General features: G+C 61.4%; 14 protein-coding genes and 2 pseudogenes. 7 read left to right on the top strand and 9 right to left on the bottom strand.

The window, feature by feature from the left end; genetic code table 11:
• Nucleotides 1-11: 11 nt before the first annotated feature.
• Nucleotides 12-1,268: a polysaccharide biosynthesis/export family protein gene (locus tag EXZ48_RS23930; protein ID WP_245462343.1), complete on the top strand. Its 1,257-nt coding sequence runs from the start codon at nucleotides 12-14 to the stop codon at nucleotides 1,266-1,268.
• Between the two features lie 162 nt (nucleotides 1,269-1,430).
• On the opposite strand, the gene EXZ48_RS23925 is transcribed toward EXZ48_RS23930, so the two are convergent.
• The 4 genes from EXZ48_RS23925 to EXZ48_RS23910 all read right to left on the bottom strand — a co-directional run bounded on the left by EXZ48_RS23925 (nucleotide 1,431) and on the right by EXZ48_RS23910 (nucleotide 6,075).
• Complete coding sequence (locus EXZ48_RS23925; RefSeq protein WP_165909402.1) at nucleotides 1,431-2,102, bottom strand: class I SAM-dependent methyltransferase; 672 nt, start codon at nucleotides 2,100-2,102, stop codon at nucleotides 1,431-1,433.
• A 166-nt stretch (nucleotides 2,103-2,268) separates the two neighbouring features.
• Complete coding sequence (locus EXZ48_RS23920; protein ID WP_023515874.1) at nucleotides 2,269-3,240, bottom strand: glycosyltransferase family 2 protein; 972 nt, start codon at nucleotides 3,238-3,240, stop codon at nucleotides 2,269-2,271.
• 3 nt (nucleotides 3,241-3,243) lie between these two features.
• Nucleotides 3,244-4,716: an oligosaccharide flippase family protein gene (locus tag EXZ48_RS23915; RefSeq protein ID WP_130518800.1), complete on the bottom strand. Its 1,473-nt coding sequence runs from the start codon at nucleotides 4,714-4,716 to the stop codon at nucleotides 3,244-3,246.
• Between the two features lie 144 nt (nucleotides 4,717-4,860).
• Nucleotides 4,861-6,075 (bottom strand): polysaccharide pyruvyl transferase family protein, encoded by a 1,215-nt coding sequence (locus EXZ48_RS23910; protein WP_130518798.1) that lies wholly within the window; start codon nucleotides 6,073-6,075, stop codon nucleotides 4,861-4,863.
• Nucleotides 6,076-6,275: 200 nt separating this feature from the next.
• On the opposite strand from EXZ48_RS23910, the gene EXZ48_RS23905 reads away from it, so the two are divergent.
• The gene (locus EXZ48_RS23905; RefSeq protein ID WP_130518796.1) at nucleotides 6,276-7,472 is read left to right on the top strand and encodes a glycosyltransferase family 4 protein; all 1,197 of its coding nucleotides are present in this window, start codon (nucleotides 6,276-6,278) and stop codon (nucleotides 7,470-7,472) included.
• A gap of 27 nt (nucleotides 7,473-7,499) precedes the next feature.
• The gene (locus tag EXZ48_RS23900) at nucleotides 7,500-8,840 is read left to right on the top strand and encodes a DUF4038 domain-containing protein (RefSeq protein WP_130518794.1); all 1,341 of its coding nucleotides are present in this window, start codon (nucleotides 7,500-7,502) and stop codon (nucleotides 8,838-8,840) included.
• A 15-nt stretch (nucleotides 8,841-8,855) separates the two neighbouring features.
• Here EXZ48_RS23900 and EXZ48_RS34980 read toward each other — a convergent pair whose 3' ends face one another.
• On the bottom strand, nucleotides 8,856-9,026 hold the full coding sequence (locus EXZ48_RS34980) for a hypothetical protein (RefSeq protein ID WP_165909401.1): 171 nt from the start codon (nucleotides 9,024-9,026) through the stop codon (nucleotides 8,856-8,858).
• 327 nt (nucleotides 9,027-9,353) lie between these two features.
• Between EXZ48_RS34980 and EXZ48_RS35500 the strand changes: the two are divergent.
• Nucleotides 9,354-9,564: pseudogene (locus EXZ48_RS35500) on the top strand (IS6 family transposase); the annotation flags it as partial.
• A 117-nt stretch (nucleotides 9,565-9,681) separates the two neighbouring features.
• Entirely contained in the window at nucleotides 9,682-11,064 is a 1,383-nt protein-coding gene (locus EXZ48_RS23895) for a transposase (RefSeq protein WP_130518792.1), read from the top strand.
• Between the two features lie 38 nt (nucleotides 11,065-11,102).
• Here the strand turns inward: EXZ48_RS23895 and EXZ48_RS23890 are convergent, their stop codons facing one another.
• Nucleotides 11,103-11,936 (bottom strand): IS5 family transposase, encoded by an 834-nt coding sequence (locus EXZ48_RS23890; protein WP_130518790.1) that lies wholly within the window; start codon nucleotides 11,934-11,936, stop codon nucleotides 11,103-11,105.
• 289 nt (nucleotides 11,937-12,225) lie between these two features.
• Here EXZ48_RS23890 and EXZ48_RS23885 point away from each other — a divergent pair, with 289 nt between their 5' ends.
• Nucleotides 12,226-13,134, top strand: coding sequence for a nucleotidyltransferase and HEPN domain-containing protein (locus EXZ48_RS23885; RefSeq protein WP_130518788.1), 909 nt, complete (start codon nucleotides 12,226-12,228; stop codon nucleotides 13,132-13,134).
• Nucleotides 13,135-13,156: 22 nt separating this feature from the next.
• Here EXZ48_RS23885 and EXZ48_RS23880 read toward each other — a convergent pair whose 3' ends face one another.
• A complete protein-coding gene (locus EXZ48_RS23880) occupies nucleotides 13,157-15,373 on the bottom strand; it encodes a relaxase/mobilization nuclease domain-containing protein (protein ID WP_130518786.1) in 2,217 nt (738 codons plus the stop codon).
• The gene (locus EXZ48_RS23875; RefSeq protein WP_130518784.1) at nucleotides 15,363-15,731 is read right to left on the bottom strand and encodes a plasmid mobilization relaxosome protein MobC; all 369 of its coding nucleotides are present in this window, start codon (nucleotides 15,729-15,731) and stop codon (nucleotides 15,363-15,365) included. The genes EXZ48_RS23880 and EXZ48_RS23875 overlap by 11 nt, the downstream gene beginning before the upstream one ends.
• Nucleotides 15,732-16,329: 598 nt before the next feature.
• Between EXZ48_RS23875 and EXZ48_RS23870 the strand changes: the two are divergent.
• Nucleotides 16,330-17,038: pseudogene (locus EXZ48_RS23870) on the top strand (IS6 family transposase).
• Between the two features lie 114 nt (nucleotides 17,039-17,152).
• On the opposite strand, the gene EXZ48_RS23865 reads toward EXZ48_RS23870, so the two are convergent.
• On the bottom strand, nucleotides 17,153-17,536 hold the full coding sequence (locus tag EXZ48_RS23865; protein WP_130518782.1) for a hypothetical protein: 384 nt from the start codon (nucleotides 17,534-17,536) through the stop codon (nucleotides 17,153-17,155).
• Between the last annotated feature and the right edge of the window lie 644 nt (nucleotides 17,537-18,180).

Raw genomic sequence — 18,180 nt, 5'->3', positions numbered from 1 at the left:
GCTTGAAACAGATGCTGAAGGCGCAAGAGGCCATTCCCACTGCCGCCGGCCGTCGGCGAGGTGCAACCCGTCTGGCTGCGGTTCTCGGCGCACTGCTGCTCGTCGTTTCGAACGGGCCAGACACGGCGATCGGCGCCGAATATCCGGTGGGAAATGGCGACGTGCTGCGTATCACCGTCTATGGCGATACGGGGCTGAGCGGCTCCTTTCCGGTCGGTGCGGATGGCACGATCGGTTATCCGCTGCTGGGCAATCTCCCCGTGACGGGAAAGAGCATCGAGCAGATCCGCGCCACCATTGACGACGGGCTGAAGGTGCACATCGCCAATCTCTCCGTCGCCGTGGTGGTGGAGAACTATGCGCCCGTCTACATCGTCGGCGAGGTGCAGAAACCAGGCAAATACGAATTTCACCCGGGCATGATCGCGCTCGAACTGTTCGCACTCGGCGGCGGGCAGAAGGAGGCGCTGGCGGAAGGTGAAAGTGGCTCTACACGCCTTGCCGGCCTCAGGCAGGAATATGCCGATCTCGGTGTGCAGCTTCTCGCCCAGGACGTGAAACGGGCACGCCTGGAAGCGGAACTCAACGGAGGGCCTTTCGCCTATCTGGCGAATGACGATATCGGAACACCCGATGCCCGCGTCGTCCAGCAGGTCGTGGAAGCGGAGCGCACGCTGTTCGAGATGCGGCGCACATCGCTCGATGCCGAGCTGAACAGCCTGGCGCGGCAGAAGGTTGGTTATGTCGAGGAGATCGACACGCTGGAAAAGAGCGGCAAGCTGCGCGACGGTGAGCTTGCCCTGCTCAATGAGGACGTCAAGGTGGCAAGTGCGATGGTGGAGCGCGGCCTCACCTCGAAAACCCAGCTACGCGAGAAGCAACGGGAAATATCCGCCACCAACCGCGATGTCCTGGAGTTCGGTTCGTTCCTCGCGCGGGCACGCCAGAACCTGACGCTGATCGACAGCCGCCTCGTATCGCTTCGCGGCCAGCGTCGCAGTGAGGCCGCAGCGGATCTGCGCGAGGTGAACATCGACATCCTGCGTCTGCGCCGAAAGATGGCCTACAACATCCAGGCCATGGCGGAGGCCGGCATCGCTCTGCAGAAGAAGGACGGCAGCCGGCAGGTCGCCTTCCGCTTCTCCGCCATCCGGATGCTTGACGGCAACTATCAGGAAGTCGAAGTCGGCCAGACCGACCCGATCCTGGCAGGCGATATCCTTCGCGTGAGCATCATCCTCGACGAGGCAAACATCGCCCGGCGATGAGCCTGGACACAAACCGCTTCCAATACCTGGAAAGGACGCCACAGGCTGCCTCGACGGGCTGTGCGGCGCCGTTTCAGACTGGATAGTCCCGCGTCGGACTTAGACAAAGTGCCGGTGGGCCAACCCACTCGATTTCCAGGGAAAACCGTGACGGCGATCTGCTCAAGGCCTGTAGCCGATCGCCCTAACCTGGCTGATCCCTGTCATAAGTCGTCCGTAGACGGTGCAGATGCGGTTCATGACGCTCCTGCCGACAACCGGGCCGACAAGCCACCAGTAGCGCGGCCAGCGGTGATGGACGGGCACCGCGCTGATTTCCGTAAAACCTGCGCGCTTCAGCAGATTGCCGAGGTTGCCGGGCGACCATGTGAACAGGTGGAAGTTCGGATCGTCCTCACGGTAGCGCATCTTGAAGGACTCGCTCGGCGTCACGAGCACGATCCTGCCTCCCGCACGGAGCCTGGTGAGCATCAACCGCACCGTACTCAGCGGGTCGTCGACATGCTCGAGCGCATGATGGGAAATGATGACGTCGGCCCAGCCTTCCTCGATCTTCTCGAGACTGTCGAAAACCTGGATGCCGTTCTTGCGTGCCACCGCTGCGGCTGCCTCGTTGATCTCGACGCCAGCCCTGTCCCTGACGTTGAGACCGGAAAGAATGTAGCCGCCACCACAGCCGAAATCGATCACGCGATCCGAAGGGCCGACAAACCTCTCGAACTTCAGGCGATCGAAATAGGCCGCGTAGCGCTGGTGCTCGAACGTTTTGTCGAAATAGGACTTGTCGTAGTGGGTGTTCTTTTCGGAAACGGCTGCTGCATCGGAAACAGTCATCTTCTCCCCCATGAGGCAAGGCCGGACAGGCCGAACGCCCGCAACAAACACTATATTGGGCCGTTCCGGCGGTGTTAACGCGCCTGTATGGGGTAGAACCTCCACCGAACGTATAGGCGGCCTACCCCTGCGCACAGGCATCGCAGGCAACTTGTCCCAATCGGCGCTAGCGCAACGCCCGGGCGAGGAGCGAACGCACACGCGGCATCATATCGCGGCGCCGGAGGAGATAACCGAGAGGAGGTACAAGAGCCGTGAAGGGGGAGAGTTGAAAGGCGATCCTCAGCAATCGCAGGGCCTCCGCATTCCCCTGCAGGGCATGGGACACTGCCGACCAGTAGGCACGCTGGGCGATGCCGCGCCTGGCGCGCTTGCGCAGCGCTTCGGCCCCGTCCAGCCAGCGGCCCTCGTGGTGGAAAAAACTCTCCGCCGCCGCGGCCGTGTGGAGGACGTGCAGGCTTTGGTGTGTCCAAAGGTCTGTCGAACGGTTCGCGGCGTGGGTACGGATTCCGGCCTGCACGCAATCGAGCGCGGCGACGGAGCCGTGCATGGCGAGCCGCAACCAGACCTCATAGTCGTCGCTGTGCGGAAGAGAGGTGCGATAGTGGCCGGTGCGCTGCTGCACGCTGGTACGCACGAGAATGGAAGGACCTGGTATCTGAAAGACGCCGAGATCGCAGAACCGTTCGATGAAGGCGCGGCCGGACATCAGCTCCACCGGAGGGAAAAGCGGCTGCACCCTGATCTCGGGCAACGGCGCATCGTCACGGATCGCAACGGCCTGCCCATAGCAGAAGGCAAGCGAACGGTCCTTCTCCATGGTCGCAATTGCCCTCCGGAGTGCGCCAGGCACGAGAACGTCGTCGGCAAAGAGCAGAAGGAAATAGTCGGCACGCGCCCAGTCTATGCCGGCGTTGAAGGAAGCATGGGGACCGAGGTTTTCCGGGCGAAGCAGCAGCTCAACCCGTGGGTCCGCAGCGGCGAGGCGTCGGGCGATCGCCACGCTGTCGTCGGTCGAGGCGTTGTCCACGACAAGGACGCGCACCACGGCTCCGTCCTGCGCCAATGCGCTTTTCACACAGGCTTCGAGATACCGGCCGTAGTTGTAGTTGGGAATGACGATATCGACGCTCGCCATGGCCTAGGCCCCTGCGGCGAGGAGCCGCCGCAGCCGTTCGATACGACTGCGGCCAAGGCGCGCCGCGATCTGTATTTCCGTCAGAAAGGGATGGTGGGCAAGATGCAGCCCGGCCAGCCAGCCAATGGCAGCAAGAACAGCGGCCGTGGCGAAGGACAGGAGGTCCGATCGCGGCTGCTCGTTCAGGACGAGAAGCGTCAGCGGGCCTGCAAGGGCGAAAGCCGTGACGATGGCGCTCGGCACAAACGTCGCAACGAGGGCGCGCAGGGAAAAGCGGACATGACGGTGTACGAAGAAAAAGCCCACCGCCGTCTGAACCGGCAGGGCGATGAACTGGCTGAGCGCCATGGCGATCACACCGTGGAGACTGGCTGCACAGAGGACGGACGCGGCGAAGACGCGCGAAATCAGGCTGGCAAGGAAGGCGTCGCGGTTCTGGCCAAGCGCCAGGAGAAGCGGCCCCGTGACAATTGCCGGCGCCCAGAAGACGGCGGAAAGGCCGAGGAGCCGCACGACCGGAATGGCATCCTCCCATTGATGGCCGAGCACGATCCGGACAATCTGCGGCGCGAGAAGGCAAACCATGATGGCGGCCGGCCAATAGAGCACCGAAAGATAGGCCAGCACACGAAGATAGGTTTTCTCGATGTCATACCCCTCCCGGATGCTGTTTGCGAGTGCCGGAAAGGCCATGCTGTAGAAGGCGGACATGATGATACGGTCCGGCACGCCGCAAAGAGCGTTCGAGCGGTTGTAGAGCGCGACGGCGGTCATGGAGGTGAGCCGGCCAAGGATCAGTTGCGGAACGGTTTCCTGGATACGCTCCACCACCAGCGCCGCACCCTTGAAGGAGCCGAAGATCAGGACCTCCCGCCAGCGCGAAAGGCCTGGGCGAAGGAACGTCCGCGCCGGCACGGGCGAGAGCGCGACGGAGAGACCAGCGAGCATCATCGCCCCCGCCAGGAGGCCCCAGGCAAAGCTGATCGCACCGAAGCCGAGGGCAGCCAGGAGAATGGTCGTCAGTCCGTTGACGAGAGAGACAGCAGTGCGGATCACCGCAAGTGCGCCAAAGCTCATATTCCGACGCAGGATGGCGATGACCGGCTGGGCAACGGCCTCTGCAAAGCCCGCGACGGCAGCGAGCAGCAGAAAGAAGGAGAGGTCAGGCGTGCCATAGAAGCCGGCGACAAGTCCGGAGGCAAGACCGAGACCGAGGGCGACGGTGGCGCTGCAGAGCACCTGGAGCGTCAGAGATGTGCCCACAGCCTCGCGGTCGATGGCATGGCGCTGGATGAGGAATTCCGCCGTCACGAATTCACGCGTCGAGAAGGCGACCACGGCGATGGCCAGCCCCGTGACCGCCTCGCCGATCTCGCCGGGCGTGAGCAGCCGCGCCACAGTCGCAAGGACCGCGAAATTGACGAGCAGGGCGAGGTATTGCTCCAGCGATGCCATAATGTATGCGCGGCGAACCATACGGATCACGCTTTCCGGCGCCGGCGGGCGGGCGGCGCTACGTTTTCACAACGGCACCGCGTGCCGGTTCATTCCACAATCACGGGCGGCATGAGCGCACGCCCGGCACGCGCAGCCGTCCGTTGAGCCTGGCGCGGTCGACCGTCAGGCCAATCGCTCCTTCAATACGCCCGACAGGAGAAGCTCTCCCTGCCGGGAAAGCTCGCCGCGGATGGCGGCGTTGTGCTGTTCGATTTCCTTGCGGGCGCCGTCGAGGTCGGTGAGTGCGGTGCGTACCTGCCCGATCAGGACCTCGACGTCGAAATCCTCGATATGCTGGCAGAAGGCCGAACGGCCGAACGCCGCCATCAGCTCATCGTTCTTCTGCGCATATCCGAGCGAGAAGGCCGGCCGGCCCGTCTTCAGGGCGCAGAGCAAGTTGTGGTAGCGGGAAACGATGGCGATATCGACCTTCTTGAGTTCCTCCATCACTTGATCCAGCGAGGCCGTGCGTGCCACCGAGACAAAGGCGTGGCTCGCTCCAGAAGGACGCGGTGCAAGCCCCTGGAAGATATCGTCCAGCGCGGTTTCGTCCGCCTTGTCCCCCATGAAAAGATGTACCCGCCGGCCATCGTCGAGAAGCCGGCCGATGACCGCCGAGAGCTTCGCGATATAGCTGCGGTAGATTGCTTCCCCGTCGGCCTGCCCGCGTTTCCAGCCACGATAGTGCATGACCCCGACGCCGACGGCGGCATGGGCCGGCCGGCGATCCACGACGGGATCATGGGTCGGGGCACGCAATCCGAAGGCAAGGTCGGGAAAGCGAAGATCGCGAGACACGTCCACGCCGAGATCCCTCACATAATGGAGCGAGAAATCATCGCGGTAGGAGCGGTATTCCGCCATCTGCACGGCCGCCTTCAGGAACCGGCGGCTGAGCGCGTTGTGGATCGGCCCCGCGCCGATGCTCACGAAGGCGATGCGGATGCCGCGCAGGCGGGCGGCGAAACACCACCAGAAAAGGATGAAAGGCCAGCCGAACGGCGTCTCCTGGAAATCGTCAAGAATGCCCGTGCCGGGGATGACGAGGACCTCGGCCCCGGCAAGCGCCTGGAAAATGGCAACCATGCTTCCGAGCCGGGAAGGCACGCGCCAGAGTCTGGCGCCGATCGATCGCGTAACCCGGTCCGCCGACGGCTTCTGCCCCCGGATGCTGACGACGTCGAGCGCAAAATCGTCGTGAACCTTTGCCGGATTGGAGCAGATACACAGCAGCTTCGCCTCAGGGCATGCCTGGCGCAGGAAACGCACCATGGCTTCCAGCGAGCCGTCATTGCCGGAGTTTCCGGAGCCGAACTGTCCCAGCAGGCCGATTTTCATCCGTAGGTCCCATCCGGAGCGCGATAGCGGCAGGATTATCGCGCCCGGGCAGAGGGCAGAAAACGCCCTCCTTCGTACCGCAGCCTCATCCGGAAGAGGTAGATCGGCGGGGCGTTGTCGCGAAGGAGGGCTGTGGCGGTTCGAACGGGCGGATTCCAATGTCTCCGCCGTGCGACGACAAAGAATGCAGGGGGTTGGCCATGAAGCTCGCCTATTTCGTTCTCCCGCATCTCGGCGGTACCTACACCGTTTTCACGCAGCTTCGCAGGGGGCTCGCGCCGTACGACATCGAGCTCCGCTGGCTCGGGCTTTGCCACAAGACAGGCAACATCGATCCAGCACTTGCAGATGCCGCGGATCTGGGCGCCGGGATCGACACCGAGGCTTTCTCGGATGACCGGGAAACAGCCCGCCGTCTTACCGACGCCATTCTGGCAGAGGGGTTCGATGGGGTCGTTGTCAATGTCCTCAGCGATCGCCTCCAGACGAACATCGTGCGTTACCTGCCGCCCGAAATCCTGCGCTTCATGGTCGTGCATAACATCACGCCCGGCACCTATGCCGCGGCCGGCGCCATCGCACCGCATGTGCACGCAACCATCTGCGTGTGCCGCCGTGCCCGGGATGATCTCGTCGAGCGCCATGGTTTTCCCGCCGGCCGCACCTTTGTCATCCCGAACGCCGTTTCGCTGAGTGATTTTCCGTCGCAGGACCGCGCATCACGGTTCGAGGGAGAAGGCCTTCGCCTCCTGTTCCTCGGTCGGATCGAGGATGCCTCGAAGGGGGTGCTGTGGCTGCCGGAGATTTTCGCGCGATCCCCCTGCACCGCGCGGCTGACGATCGCAGGCGATGGTCCGGACCTCCCCCGCCTCCGATCGGCCCTGCCCGCCTCGCCGCGAGTCGAGTTTCTGGGATCGGTCGGCCTCCAGTCCGTGCCGGCGCTGATGGCACGCCATGACATCCTTCTCATACCGTCACGCTATGAGGGGCTACCCATGACCCTGCTTGAGGCCATGGCAGCAGGCTGCGTGCCGATCGCCTCCGCCCTTCGCGGCGTCACGGACATGGTCATCGACGACGGTCACGACGGTCTTCTGTTTCCCATCGGTGACCGGAGGAAGGCCGCCGACCTCGTCTACGCCCTCGATGGCGATCGCCTGCGCCTTGCACAATTGTCCGCTGGCGCCCGGCGCAAGGTGGCGCGAAGCTTCACCGTGGAGCGCATGGCGATGCGGTATGCCGAGGCACTGCGCAGGACTGCATCGAATCCTCCGCCGATCGCCCCATCCCTCCCCATCGAGAACTGGTCGTTGCCGCCCGGCCTGCGCCCGGGCTTGCGGACCTACCTTCCCGCTCCGGTGAAAAACTGGCTGCGCCTCGTCCGTGAGCGACTGTGACCGATATCCTCCTCGAAAGGATCCGCCATGCATCTCCTCCGTCTTGCCCTCGGCGCCTGCCTGCTTGCCGGCCTCCTGCTTCCGGCCAGTACAGTCGATGCGGAGAATGTAAGGTTTCCACTGCGCCTCGCGCCGAACGGCCTCCATCTCGAAGACCAGACGGGAAAACCGTTTCTCATCACGGGAGATTCGGCCTGGTCGATGATCGCGGACCTCTCGCCGGAAGAGGCGCAATCCTACATCGCCGACCGGAAGGCGCGCGGCTTCAACACCCTGCTGGTCTCGCTCATAGAGCACGAATTCGCCCGGAACGCGCCCAACAACATCGAGGGCGTCGCACCCTTTCTCGAACCGGGCAACTTCACCAGGCCGAATGACCGCTATTTCGCGGCGGCCGAACGTATGCTCGATATCGCGCTGAGCGCCGACATGCTCGTTCTTCTGGCACCCGCCTATCTTGGTGCCAATGGCGGCCCGCAGGGCTGGTACGGTGAAGTGGCAGCGGCCGGTCCAGCGGCGCTGCAAGCCTATGGCCGCTATGTCGGTGCGCGTTTTGCCCGTTATCCGAACATCATCTGGGTTCAGGGCGGTGACTATGATCCACCCGACAAACGCCTCGTGGAAGCCCTGGCCTCAGGCATCGAGACGGGCAATCCCCGTGCCCTCCAGACCGTGCACGGGGATCGCGACTCGACGACGAGCCTTTACTGGCAGGGTGCAGACTGGCTGAAGCTCGACACCGTCTACACCTATGGCGATGTGGCCGCAGCGGTTCTGGCACGCCATCGCTCCGGGCCGCGCCGACCGTTTTTCCTCATCGAATCTCGCTACGAAAATGAACATGGCGTCGGCGCGTCGGAAATCCGCAAGATCGCCTATGGCGCGCTGCTGTCGGGGGCAAGCGGTCAGATCTATGGCAACAATCCCGTCTGGCATTTTGGCGGACCCGGCCTCTATGACGCCGCGGCGGGCTGGCGGCAGGCGCTCGCGAGCGACGGCGCGCAAAGCATCGGCCATCTTGCCGCATTTTTCGAACGCCTCGACTGGTGGAAACTGCAGCCTGCCGACCGGGGCTTCGCCCTCAAAGCCAAGGGATTGCCCACAGCGACCGCGATCTCGGCCCTTGCAGACGACGGATCGTTCGCCGTGGCCTATCTCTATGACGCGGTCTCCGTGGAGGTCGATGCGCCAGGGCTTACGGTCCCGGATCCGGTCGCCGAATGGTACGACCCGTCTACCGGCGCGATAAGCCGATCCGTCCCGCTGGACAAGGACACGGGTATCCACCGGCTGCAGGCGCCGTCCTCACAGAACGCCTCCGGCTCCAGCGACTGGCTTCTTCTAATAAGGAATGATGCTTCACGCTGACAGGACCAACCCGCACTACTGGCCGGCGATACCCATTTCGATCTCGCTGTCGCTCCAGCCTTCGCGCCGATAGCGATGGAAGAGATCTGCAAGCGTTGCAACGCTTTTGCCTGTCTTTTCGACTGTCGTGTCCGCCGTGCCTTGCGTGGGGGCGGGTACGATCTTTCGTTCCTTCACCTTTTCCATGAGAGAACCCTTCCGGAGAGGACAGTTGGACCTGACAGTCGCGCAGGGCGTGAGGGAGACCCGGAGGACGAGGACAGGGGGCGCCTCGGGGTCTCCCCCACCGTGTCGGCAAGGATGGGGATCAGGGGCTGCCGGCACGGTTCCGCCCAGCAGATGCGTCTGGCTGGGGGCCAGATCACTGACCAGGCCCCATCGTAGAACTCTGTTGCATCGAGGCAACGTGGCTGAAAGGTCCCGGCCCTAGCCAAATGGTTTACACGGGTGGGGTGGGATACCCAGAGAGGGGCCGCAGGTCTGGCTCACAGTCCTTTACAAGGTTGGCGCTGTGTAGACAACCGTGCCGAAAATTCACATCTGCCGCCGCGAAAAACGGGAGCGGTTGATGCAACGGTTTAGCCCGCTTGGCACATTGCAACGCGTCACGAGCGTCTTCTCGGCAGTGCGGAATCTCTCTATTCTACCACATTCAAAACACTCAGCCTTGATCGCCCGTTTGCATCGCCTCAGAACGAAGGCTGTCACCGGGACAATTGCCTGAGCTCGACTTTGTACAAAATCGGTGGTGATTTCGGGTGCTGCTGGGCAGCCTGGGGTGAATCAATTCGCCGCAGGTTCCGGCCTTGCGCCATTCGTTTGATCGGATTCGAACGGATGGATGAGCGAACAATATGATTGTAGCCGTGAGCCGGGAGACGCGGTCCCCCACATCCTTCGCCAATGGCTGTCGCCGTTTCGTTTCTGGTTTACCGCGCCAAGCTGGGAGCATCTGCTGGTCCTGGTGATGGGCGCGCTCCTTTCGCCTGGCAAGCGAACGGTGACGGCCTGCCTGCGCATCACCGGACGGGCGGGGGTAAGCAATTTTGCCGCCTATCATCAACTCCTCAACCGAGCCCGCTGGAACCCCCACACGTTGGCGGCCTGTCTGCTGTCCATCATTGTTGCCCGGCTCGTGCCCGAGGGCCCCGTCGTGATTGGCATGGACGATACAATCGAACGGCGTTGGGGCCAACGCATCGCCGCTCGTGGTATTTATCGTGACCCGGTGCGCTCCAGCCATGGCCACTTTGTCAAGGCCAGCGGCTTGAGATGGTTGAGCTTCATGGTTCTTTCCCCTGTCCCTTGGGCAAAATGCATTAAAGCCCTGCCGGCGCTGACGATCCTGTGCCCCTCTGAGCGCCATGATCAGAAGAAGGGCCGAAAGCACAAGCTGCTGACCGATTGGGCAAGGCAAGGCGTCTTGCAGCTTTGCCGCTGGCTGCCAGGGCGCGAAATCATCTTTGTCGGCGATAGCAGCTTTGCCGTTCATACACTGGCGGCGGCTCTTCCCGACACGGCCACCCTCATCACGCGGTTGCGTCTGGATGCCAGTCTCTTTGCTCCACCAGATCAGCGGCACGAACATACGCTCGGGCGACCGGCGCAAAAAGGCAGGCCATTGCCGAAACTGAAAACGCTCCTCAAAGACGCAAAGACCGAGTGGCACCGCATCGTCGCATCGTCCTGGTACGGCAAGCAAACCGACAAAACCCTTGATGTCACATCAGGAACCAGCCTCTGGTATCGGCGTGGAACGCCCCCAAGACCAATTCGCTGGGTTCTCGTTCGTGATCCGTCAGGCCGTCGTGAACCCCAGGCATTCATGAGCACTAACGTCAACCTTGAGCCCGCTCAGATCATCGCCTACTTCGTTCGGCGCTGGCAGATCGAGGTCACCTTCGCCGAAACGCGCGCGCATCGTGGCGTGGAAACCCAACGGCAGTGGAACGACAAAACCATCACCCGCACGACGCCGTCGCTGCTGGCGCTCTACAGTCTCGTCACACTCTGGGCATGCGATCTGCTCGGTCATGGCGTCCTTCCCTATGCCGCCGCGTGGTACAAGAAAACAGAGTTCACCTTCTCCGATGCCATCGGCGCGGTTCGCATGATCCTGTGGGACCAGGATATTTATCGACAGTACCCGCCAGACCCCGACATTCCTGAAACTCAACCAAGCCGGCTTTTACGCATGACCCAGGCCCTCTGTCTCGCCGCATAATGTACAAAATCGAGCTAAGAGTCGGCCTCGAAAAGGTTTCAACGATATCCGTATCTTGCAAGGCGTCTGGTAAGCATGCGAATGTGAGCGATAGTTATCCAGGCCTCTGCTGAAGCGACGGATTTCTCGAAATCCTTGACCAGTCTGCGGCATCGACCCAACCACGCAAACGTCCGCTCGACGACCCAGCGGCGCGGCAGGATTTCAAAACCCTTGGCCTTGTCGGAACGCTTGATGATTTCGAGTGTCCATTTCCCGATCTTCTGTAGCCGCTTCTTCAGCTTGTCGCCCGCATAGCCGCCATCGGCGAAGATGTGAAGCAGCCATGGCCATCGGTTGCGGATGGACTTTAGAAGATCGGGAGCACCGTCGCGGTCCTGGATATCGGCGCTGTGCACCATGAGCCCGACCATCAGCCCGAGCGTATCGACAATGATATGACGCTTGCGACCTTTGACCTTCTTGCCAGCATCAAAGCCTCGGATGCCACCGCTTTCGGTGGTTTTGACGCTTTGGCTGTCGATGGCACCGGCCGTCGGCGAGGCTTCCTTCCCCTCCAGCTCCCGTGCCTCCATGATGAGGTGATGGTTGATCCGTGACCAAAGGCCGATGGCGCGCCATTCATAGAAATACCGCTGCACCGTCGAACAGGGCGGAAAGTCCTTGGGCAGCATCCGCCACTGGCAACCTGTCGAAGCGATATAGAGAAGCGCGTTCACAACCTCGCGCAAATCGGTCTTGCGCGGCCGGCCCAAACGCCGTGGCGCGGGCATGAACGCCGCAACGAAATCCCATTCGCGATCCGTAACGTCGCTTGCATATCGCAGCGTCCGACGGACATAATTCCGCCGGGTGGTTTCAGTCCAGGCCATCGTGCTCTCCATCGAATCTTCGCAAATCCGAAGGAATCACAACCGACTGAAATCACTCACCTCCTTTTGAGGCAGCCTCTGAACGGCCATGATATTGAAGGCGCTGTTCAAGAACTGAACCTGGCATCACCGGCATATGGTGATCAAGTTTTGGTTCAGGCTTCCTCGAGCATTTCTCTTGCAAAATTGAAGCCAGCTACGATTGTGGTTTCGGCAACCTCATGTAGAATCCCGAGAGATCGCTGCCTTGAATAGCCCTATCAGAAACGCCCCAAGACTAAACTCCCCAATGAAAACCTCCTTTGATCATATACCACCTAAAAAACAGAGGGAGTTGGCGCGTGTCCTCGAAATTCTGCATGAAGAGTTCGAAGACGCGCTTAAGGAGGGGACGGCAGACTTCAAGAAGCGCGGCCGCATTCTCAAAGTCATCCTGTTTGGCTCCTACGCCAAGGGTGGCTGGGTGGACGAACCGTTCACGATGAAGGGCTATCGCTCGGATTTCGATCTGCTGATCATCGTCAACAACAGCAAGCTCTGCGAATTTGCCGAATATTGGCACAAGGCCGCCGATCGGTTGATCCGCGACCCTTCGATCGAAACGCCTGTCAGCTTCATCGTTCATTCAAGGCGCGAGGTGAACAAGTACCTTAAGGAGGGGCAGTATTTCTTCTCCGACATCCGCAAGGAAGGCATTGTCCTTTACGAACTCGATGACGAGCCTCTAGCGGAACCGAAGCCGCTGACGCCGACAGAGCGTTTGCGTGTCGCACAGGAGTATTTTGATGATAAATTCCGACTCGCCGAAACGTTTCTAAAAGGAAGCCGGTTCTACGCCAAAGAGGGAGATCTTCAGGTTTCGGCCTTCGAATTGCACCAGTCGCTCGAACAGGCCTATTCCTGCGTCCTGCTCACGCTAGCCAACTACGCGCCGCCGTCACACAACATCAAGTTCCTCCGCTCGCTGGCCGAAGAACAGGACCGCCGCCTAGCTGACGCCTTTCCGCGTGACCAGCATCGCGAGCGCGCCTGGTTCAACACGCTCAACCAAGCCTATGTGAAGGCCCGTTATTCGAAGCATTTCGAGATCTCCGCCGAAGCGCTCAACTGGCTCAGGGAACGGACAGAATTACTGCTCGAGCTGGTCAAGGCGACCTGCCTCAGACACCTCGAAGCTCTTGAGCGCAGCGTTAGATAGGCCACCGCACACCACCGGAGCCTCACCGCGCAGGCCCATCCCGGTCCTTGTCGTTCTGCCGCCCCTGGGCGGCTTGCCTTCGAATCTCCTGTTGCCGTTCTTGCCGGGCTACTTTCGCAGCCTCCGCCTGCTCGCACTGCGCGCGAGCGGCCCGTCCGGCGGCTATCGCGTGCTGCTGGGCGGCGATCGCAGGATCGATCGTCCGCGCCGCCCCTTGATCCCGCATGCGCAGTCCATCAGCACGCGCGACCGACGGCCTGTTCTCTCCTCCCGCAACATCAGTGGCCGATCGTATCTGCTGCATTTCGAGATCACGGCGCTGCGCAACAAAGAGCGCCGTAATCTCCCGCCGCATCTCCGCGACGGCCTGACGTTCGGCACTGCCATCGACCAGCCTCTCCAAGCCGTCCATGGATTTGTTTGCCCGCAAGACACGCGCGTCAAACGCATCCAGGGATAGCGCCATAGTCTTCTCCTTCTGCTCGTGGATAGTCTCAACCAGATGTTTGAGTCCCGCCAGGGCCGAGTTCGAAGCAGAGGCAGCCGGCACCAGCAACGTGCCTTTCTCGGCTTCGGCAGCGGCGATAGCAAACCGATCTGCTGCTTCGACAACCGATGGCTTCGCACCGGCTTGCTTCAGCGCGGCGGCCGTCGCCTGCCAATTCGGGGCAAGGGCGAGATTACCGTTGGAGAGCGTCGCACGATCGGCGACGCCTGTCCTCTTGCGCTCGACACGCTGATTGACCGCGGTCGATTTCAGATAGCGTGGATCGGACAGACCGCGTTCATAGGCGCCAGCCTGTGCCTGGCTATAGGGCCGCGTCGCTGCAACGTCGGCGCGGCGTGTGGCGACCATGGCGATGCCCTGCTCGCGCGCCTTCGCCGCAAACCGCTCGCGCCATGCGTAAAGTTCAGGCTTCGTGAGCCGCAATGCCTTGCCGACGTCGTCTCGCGCCGAGATCATCGCATGGACATGCACATGACCGGTATCGGGGTGATGAGCCGTGATCCAGCGATGGCCCGCAACCTGCTCGCTCAGGAAGTCACGAACAGCGCGCTTCATCGCCTCCGCGTCCGTGCCGGCACGGGCGGAGAAAATCACATGGAAAGCGTTGCGCGGTTCGACGGTTCGGATGTCGGCCGACCAGCCGCGCCAGATTCCATCGGCAACGTCCTTCACCGCTGGACCGCGCTTGACCACCTCGCCGGCGCTGGTGATGACGTGCCTCTCGGTCCGGAGAAACTTTTCCAGAAAGTACCGGCCCGATTTGTCGGAGACCGCGGCGCCGACAATCCGCACCTCGGCCAAAACACCGGCGTCCGACATCCTGCCTGCTATATCCGCCTCGGCCTTATCGAGCGTGCGGGCCGGCCCTTCATCCTTTTCGCGTGCCCTGAGCGCGCCGGCGATCTTCTTCGCCGGCAAGCCTGTGACGGCATAGACGGAGACGCTCCCATCCGGGTGGCGAGAATAGAGAAAGGGCTTAGCGCCGAAGGCCGCATTCAATGAGTCGTGCAGCTCTTCGTCACTGACCGCGTCCGTCAGTTTGATCGACAGTGTGGCGACGGCGTCCAGGGCGTAGGGTTCGCGAAACTCCGACACCCAGTCCTGAAGGGCTGCAGCGCGATCCTCGCGGCTGGCAATTGCGACCCCGTCCTGGTCGAAGATCGGGATGTCCGCTTTGCCCTTCTCACCGTTTTCCTTTTCGACCTCGCGTGTTCCGAGATACGTCATCAACCCGGCGGCCGACGCCCTGCTCGAAACCGTCGACGTCACCTTGATCACCACCGGCTGCGCACCCGCCGCGATAGCCGCCCGGCTTGTGCTCTCCGCCACGGCCTGTTTCGCGGTGGACGGGCGAACAGCAAGAGATCGGTCGATACCTTCGGCCTTAACTGCTCCCCCTCCCCCGCCGCCTGACCTTCGGAGCTCGTCATCGGTCTCCGGGTTCGCGCCAGCACCGAGAGTCCCGACCAAGGTGATGATCTCCCGCGGCGCGGTCTGCGCCGGCTGCAGGATGGCGGCAATGGTCGCCTCATGGGTAGAGACGGCCGTCCTCAGGCGCTTGCTGGCGATACCGGAAGGCATGGGCCGCTGTCTTGGTGGCTCGGCCGTCAGGGCGATCCGCAAAGACCCGGTCCGCCCGCGACGCTCGTCTTCCTCGTCGTAAAGCGATTTTGCCCGCCGGACCGAGAAGCTCTCGATGTCCCCGAGCAGGCCGGACCAGTCATAGGCCATTGCTGCCCCTCCTGCGCTTCTGACGGCTGATCCGCAGCATCAGATCGACGTCCGCTCGCAGGCGAAACACACCCTCGAGGAGGAGGCGCAGCGCGGCGTCGAGATGCGGTTCGTAGCCAACGCGGCCTTCATTCATCGCGCGGACGGCCTGGTTGAGATTGATGCCGATGCGACGCAGCTCCTCATTGGTGCCGCGCAAGGCCAGAGCTTCGGCCGGTCCGACCGGGAGCGGTAGGCCCGCCTGGTCGCGAAACAGCAGCCGGATGACGTCGCTGGCGGTGCGATCGTCGCCGCAAAGGTCCGTAAGAGCTTGCCGCTCCTCTGGCCTCAGACGGACCCTGACCACCTCGCTGCGCATCGCTTCCCTTCCGCTTGCCAGGTTGCCGGAGGCGACCCCAGAGCGCCACCGGCGCGAACCTGAGCCCTGCCGGAGGCGGGGCGACGTCGAGTTTGTACCACAAACTTGACTATCCTGCCACTTAAAACTAAACTATATTTTATTACAAACTCACCATTGCAAAACAGGCACCCTCGCCCAAGCTTCCACCGCAACAACTCACCTCCGACGCCACTCAATCCCGTTAACAGTTGCCCGTTGTTCGTGCGATTATTGCCAGCGGCATCACTGGCAATTGCCAATTACCCATTAACCACTGACAGTTAACCGCACTGTGGTTGCCCATTAACAACGGGCAATTGGCAATTGCCCGTTGTTCATTGCCCTTTGTCGGCGGTCAATCATCAATCGACAATCATCAACGGTGAACGAACAATGGGCAACGAACGCATTGCGGAAAGAGGAGAATGTTAATAAATATATTTTACTCTCAAACTGAAGGAACCTTCAGGTGGCGTCGTGTCTGGATGGCACCCGCTTGGCAATGTAATTTTTGGAAGATGCTGAGGCGATATCACGGTAACCTCTTGTGAGGAGCGGCTGCGATAGACGCCCGTTCATGAACACTTCGCCCGTCAGCTACAAGCGCCACCGCTTCCCACCCCAGATCATCGCCCACGCGGTCTGGCTCTACTTTCGGTTTCCGCTGAGCCTGCGCCTTGTAGAGGAATTGCTCCTGGAGCGCGGCATTGCCGTCTCCTACGAAACGATCCGCCGCTGGGGAAGGAAGTTCGGCCCGGATTATGCGCGTCGCCTTCGCCGCAAGAAAGAAGCCCAGCGGGAACGATGTGTGGCATCTGGACGAGGTCGTCATCACCATTGCCGGCAGAAAACGCTGGCTATGGCGGGCCGTCGATCAGGACGGGTATGTGCTTGACGAAATCGTCCAGCCCCGCCGCAACACCAAGGCTGCCAGGCGATTGCTGACCCGCCTTCTGAGGAAGCAGGGCATCGCACCGAAGCGGATGATCACTGATAAGTTGCGCTCCTATGGAGCAGCCCGGCGACAGGTCATGCCGCACGTCGAACACCGATCTCACAAGGGTCTGAACAACCGAGCCGAGAATTCTCATGTGCCGCTGCGAAAACGAGAGCGGATGATGCAAGGCTTCCGATCACCGGAAGGCCTTCAGCGCTTCGTCTCTGTCTTCTCGGCTGTCCGCAACCTTTTCGTCCCACCCCGCTCACAACGCTCCGCATTCCAAACCCGCATTCACCGCATGCAGGCGATCGCACACTGGAAAGCTGAAGCCGGAGCCGTGGCCTGAGATCAACCCCCAGGGCAGAAGTCTACCATGCATCCGAATTCGAGTTACGGTGACATCGCCCCAGCATGAAATCGAAGGCGAAAGCCGCAAACAGCCATTAGGCCGCGCCGCCAATCACCAAGTCAGCGGTAATTCGAGGTCTCCGGTTGCCTCGACGAGACTGCCCGTTGCGTCCGTCACCTGGCGGACCGAGGCAAGGTGATCGCGATGCAGATACGCCTTGCTCGTCGCGCCCGCCGCGGTCGTCGTCAGCTTGATATCCGGGTGAGGATAGCAGGTATAGACTTCGCTGCCCGGCGTCGTCCGGTCGATCTCCACATTCGCATTGGCATAGAGCACCTTGCCGAAGGCCCAGCTCTTGATCGCCCGGGCGCCGTCAGGGCCATAGGAGAAGGATACCGTCGAGCCCGATTGCGCCACACTTCCCAGAAGGTTCGAGCGATCCCAGGTCAACGCTCGGGTTCCGTCCGACAGGAGGTTGCCATTGGGAGCTGTCACGTTGTCCGTGGCTTAACTGTTGCTGGATAATAGGACGTGATGAGCGGACCGTGGTTAGGGTTGAGGATCGGTCAACTTATTTGGCCGGCCTTGAACAGGCGAGCGTCCACATGAACGTCAAACCGTTCGCGGAGTTCATCGCGGAGCGCACCTCTTGGTCAACGAGTAAGGCAATCTAAAATCATCGGGTTCAGGACGTGGTGCACAGAAGCGGCTGAGTTGAGGTATCGATTGCTGGATTTCGGTTGCAAGCTCTTGAAAGGGATCTGAACCAACGACCCTCGATTTTGAAATATCAACGATCTGAATGTATTCGATAATCTGGCGGGAAATCGCTGTGTCGATTGAGGAGTGAAATGCAGGCCGAAGAAACGACCGCATCACCACAGCACTTTTCATAGAGACTATTCGGTGTCGTTAAGTTTACAGTGCCCGTCATATTGCATGCACTCTTCCCGGTGGCTCTGGCTGATCTTCGGTCCAGTTCCAACCTGTTTCGGCAACGATAAGGTCCTCAAAATCGCAAGACGCTGTCACGAAGCGTCCCCCTTTACGAAGGTTGTCTACGATGGCGTCGCCTTAACCTGTCGCAATTCGCGGCGAGGATTTGTGTCCGTGTTTCAGGCAGCGGTCGACCAAGCGAT

The sequence above is a fragment of the Shinella sp. JR1-6 genome (assembly GCF_004284735.1).
GTDB lineage: Bacteria > Pseudomonadota > Alphaproteobacteria > Rhizobiales > Rhizobiaceae > Shinella.
The sequence above is the reverse complement of the archived record's forward strand: the minus strand, read 5'-3'. Positions and strand labels throughout refer to the sequence as shown.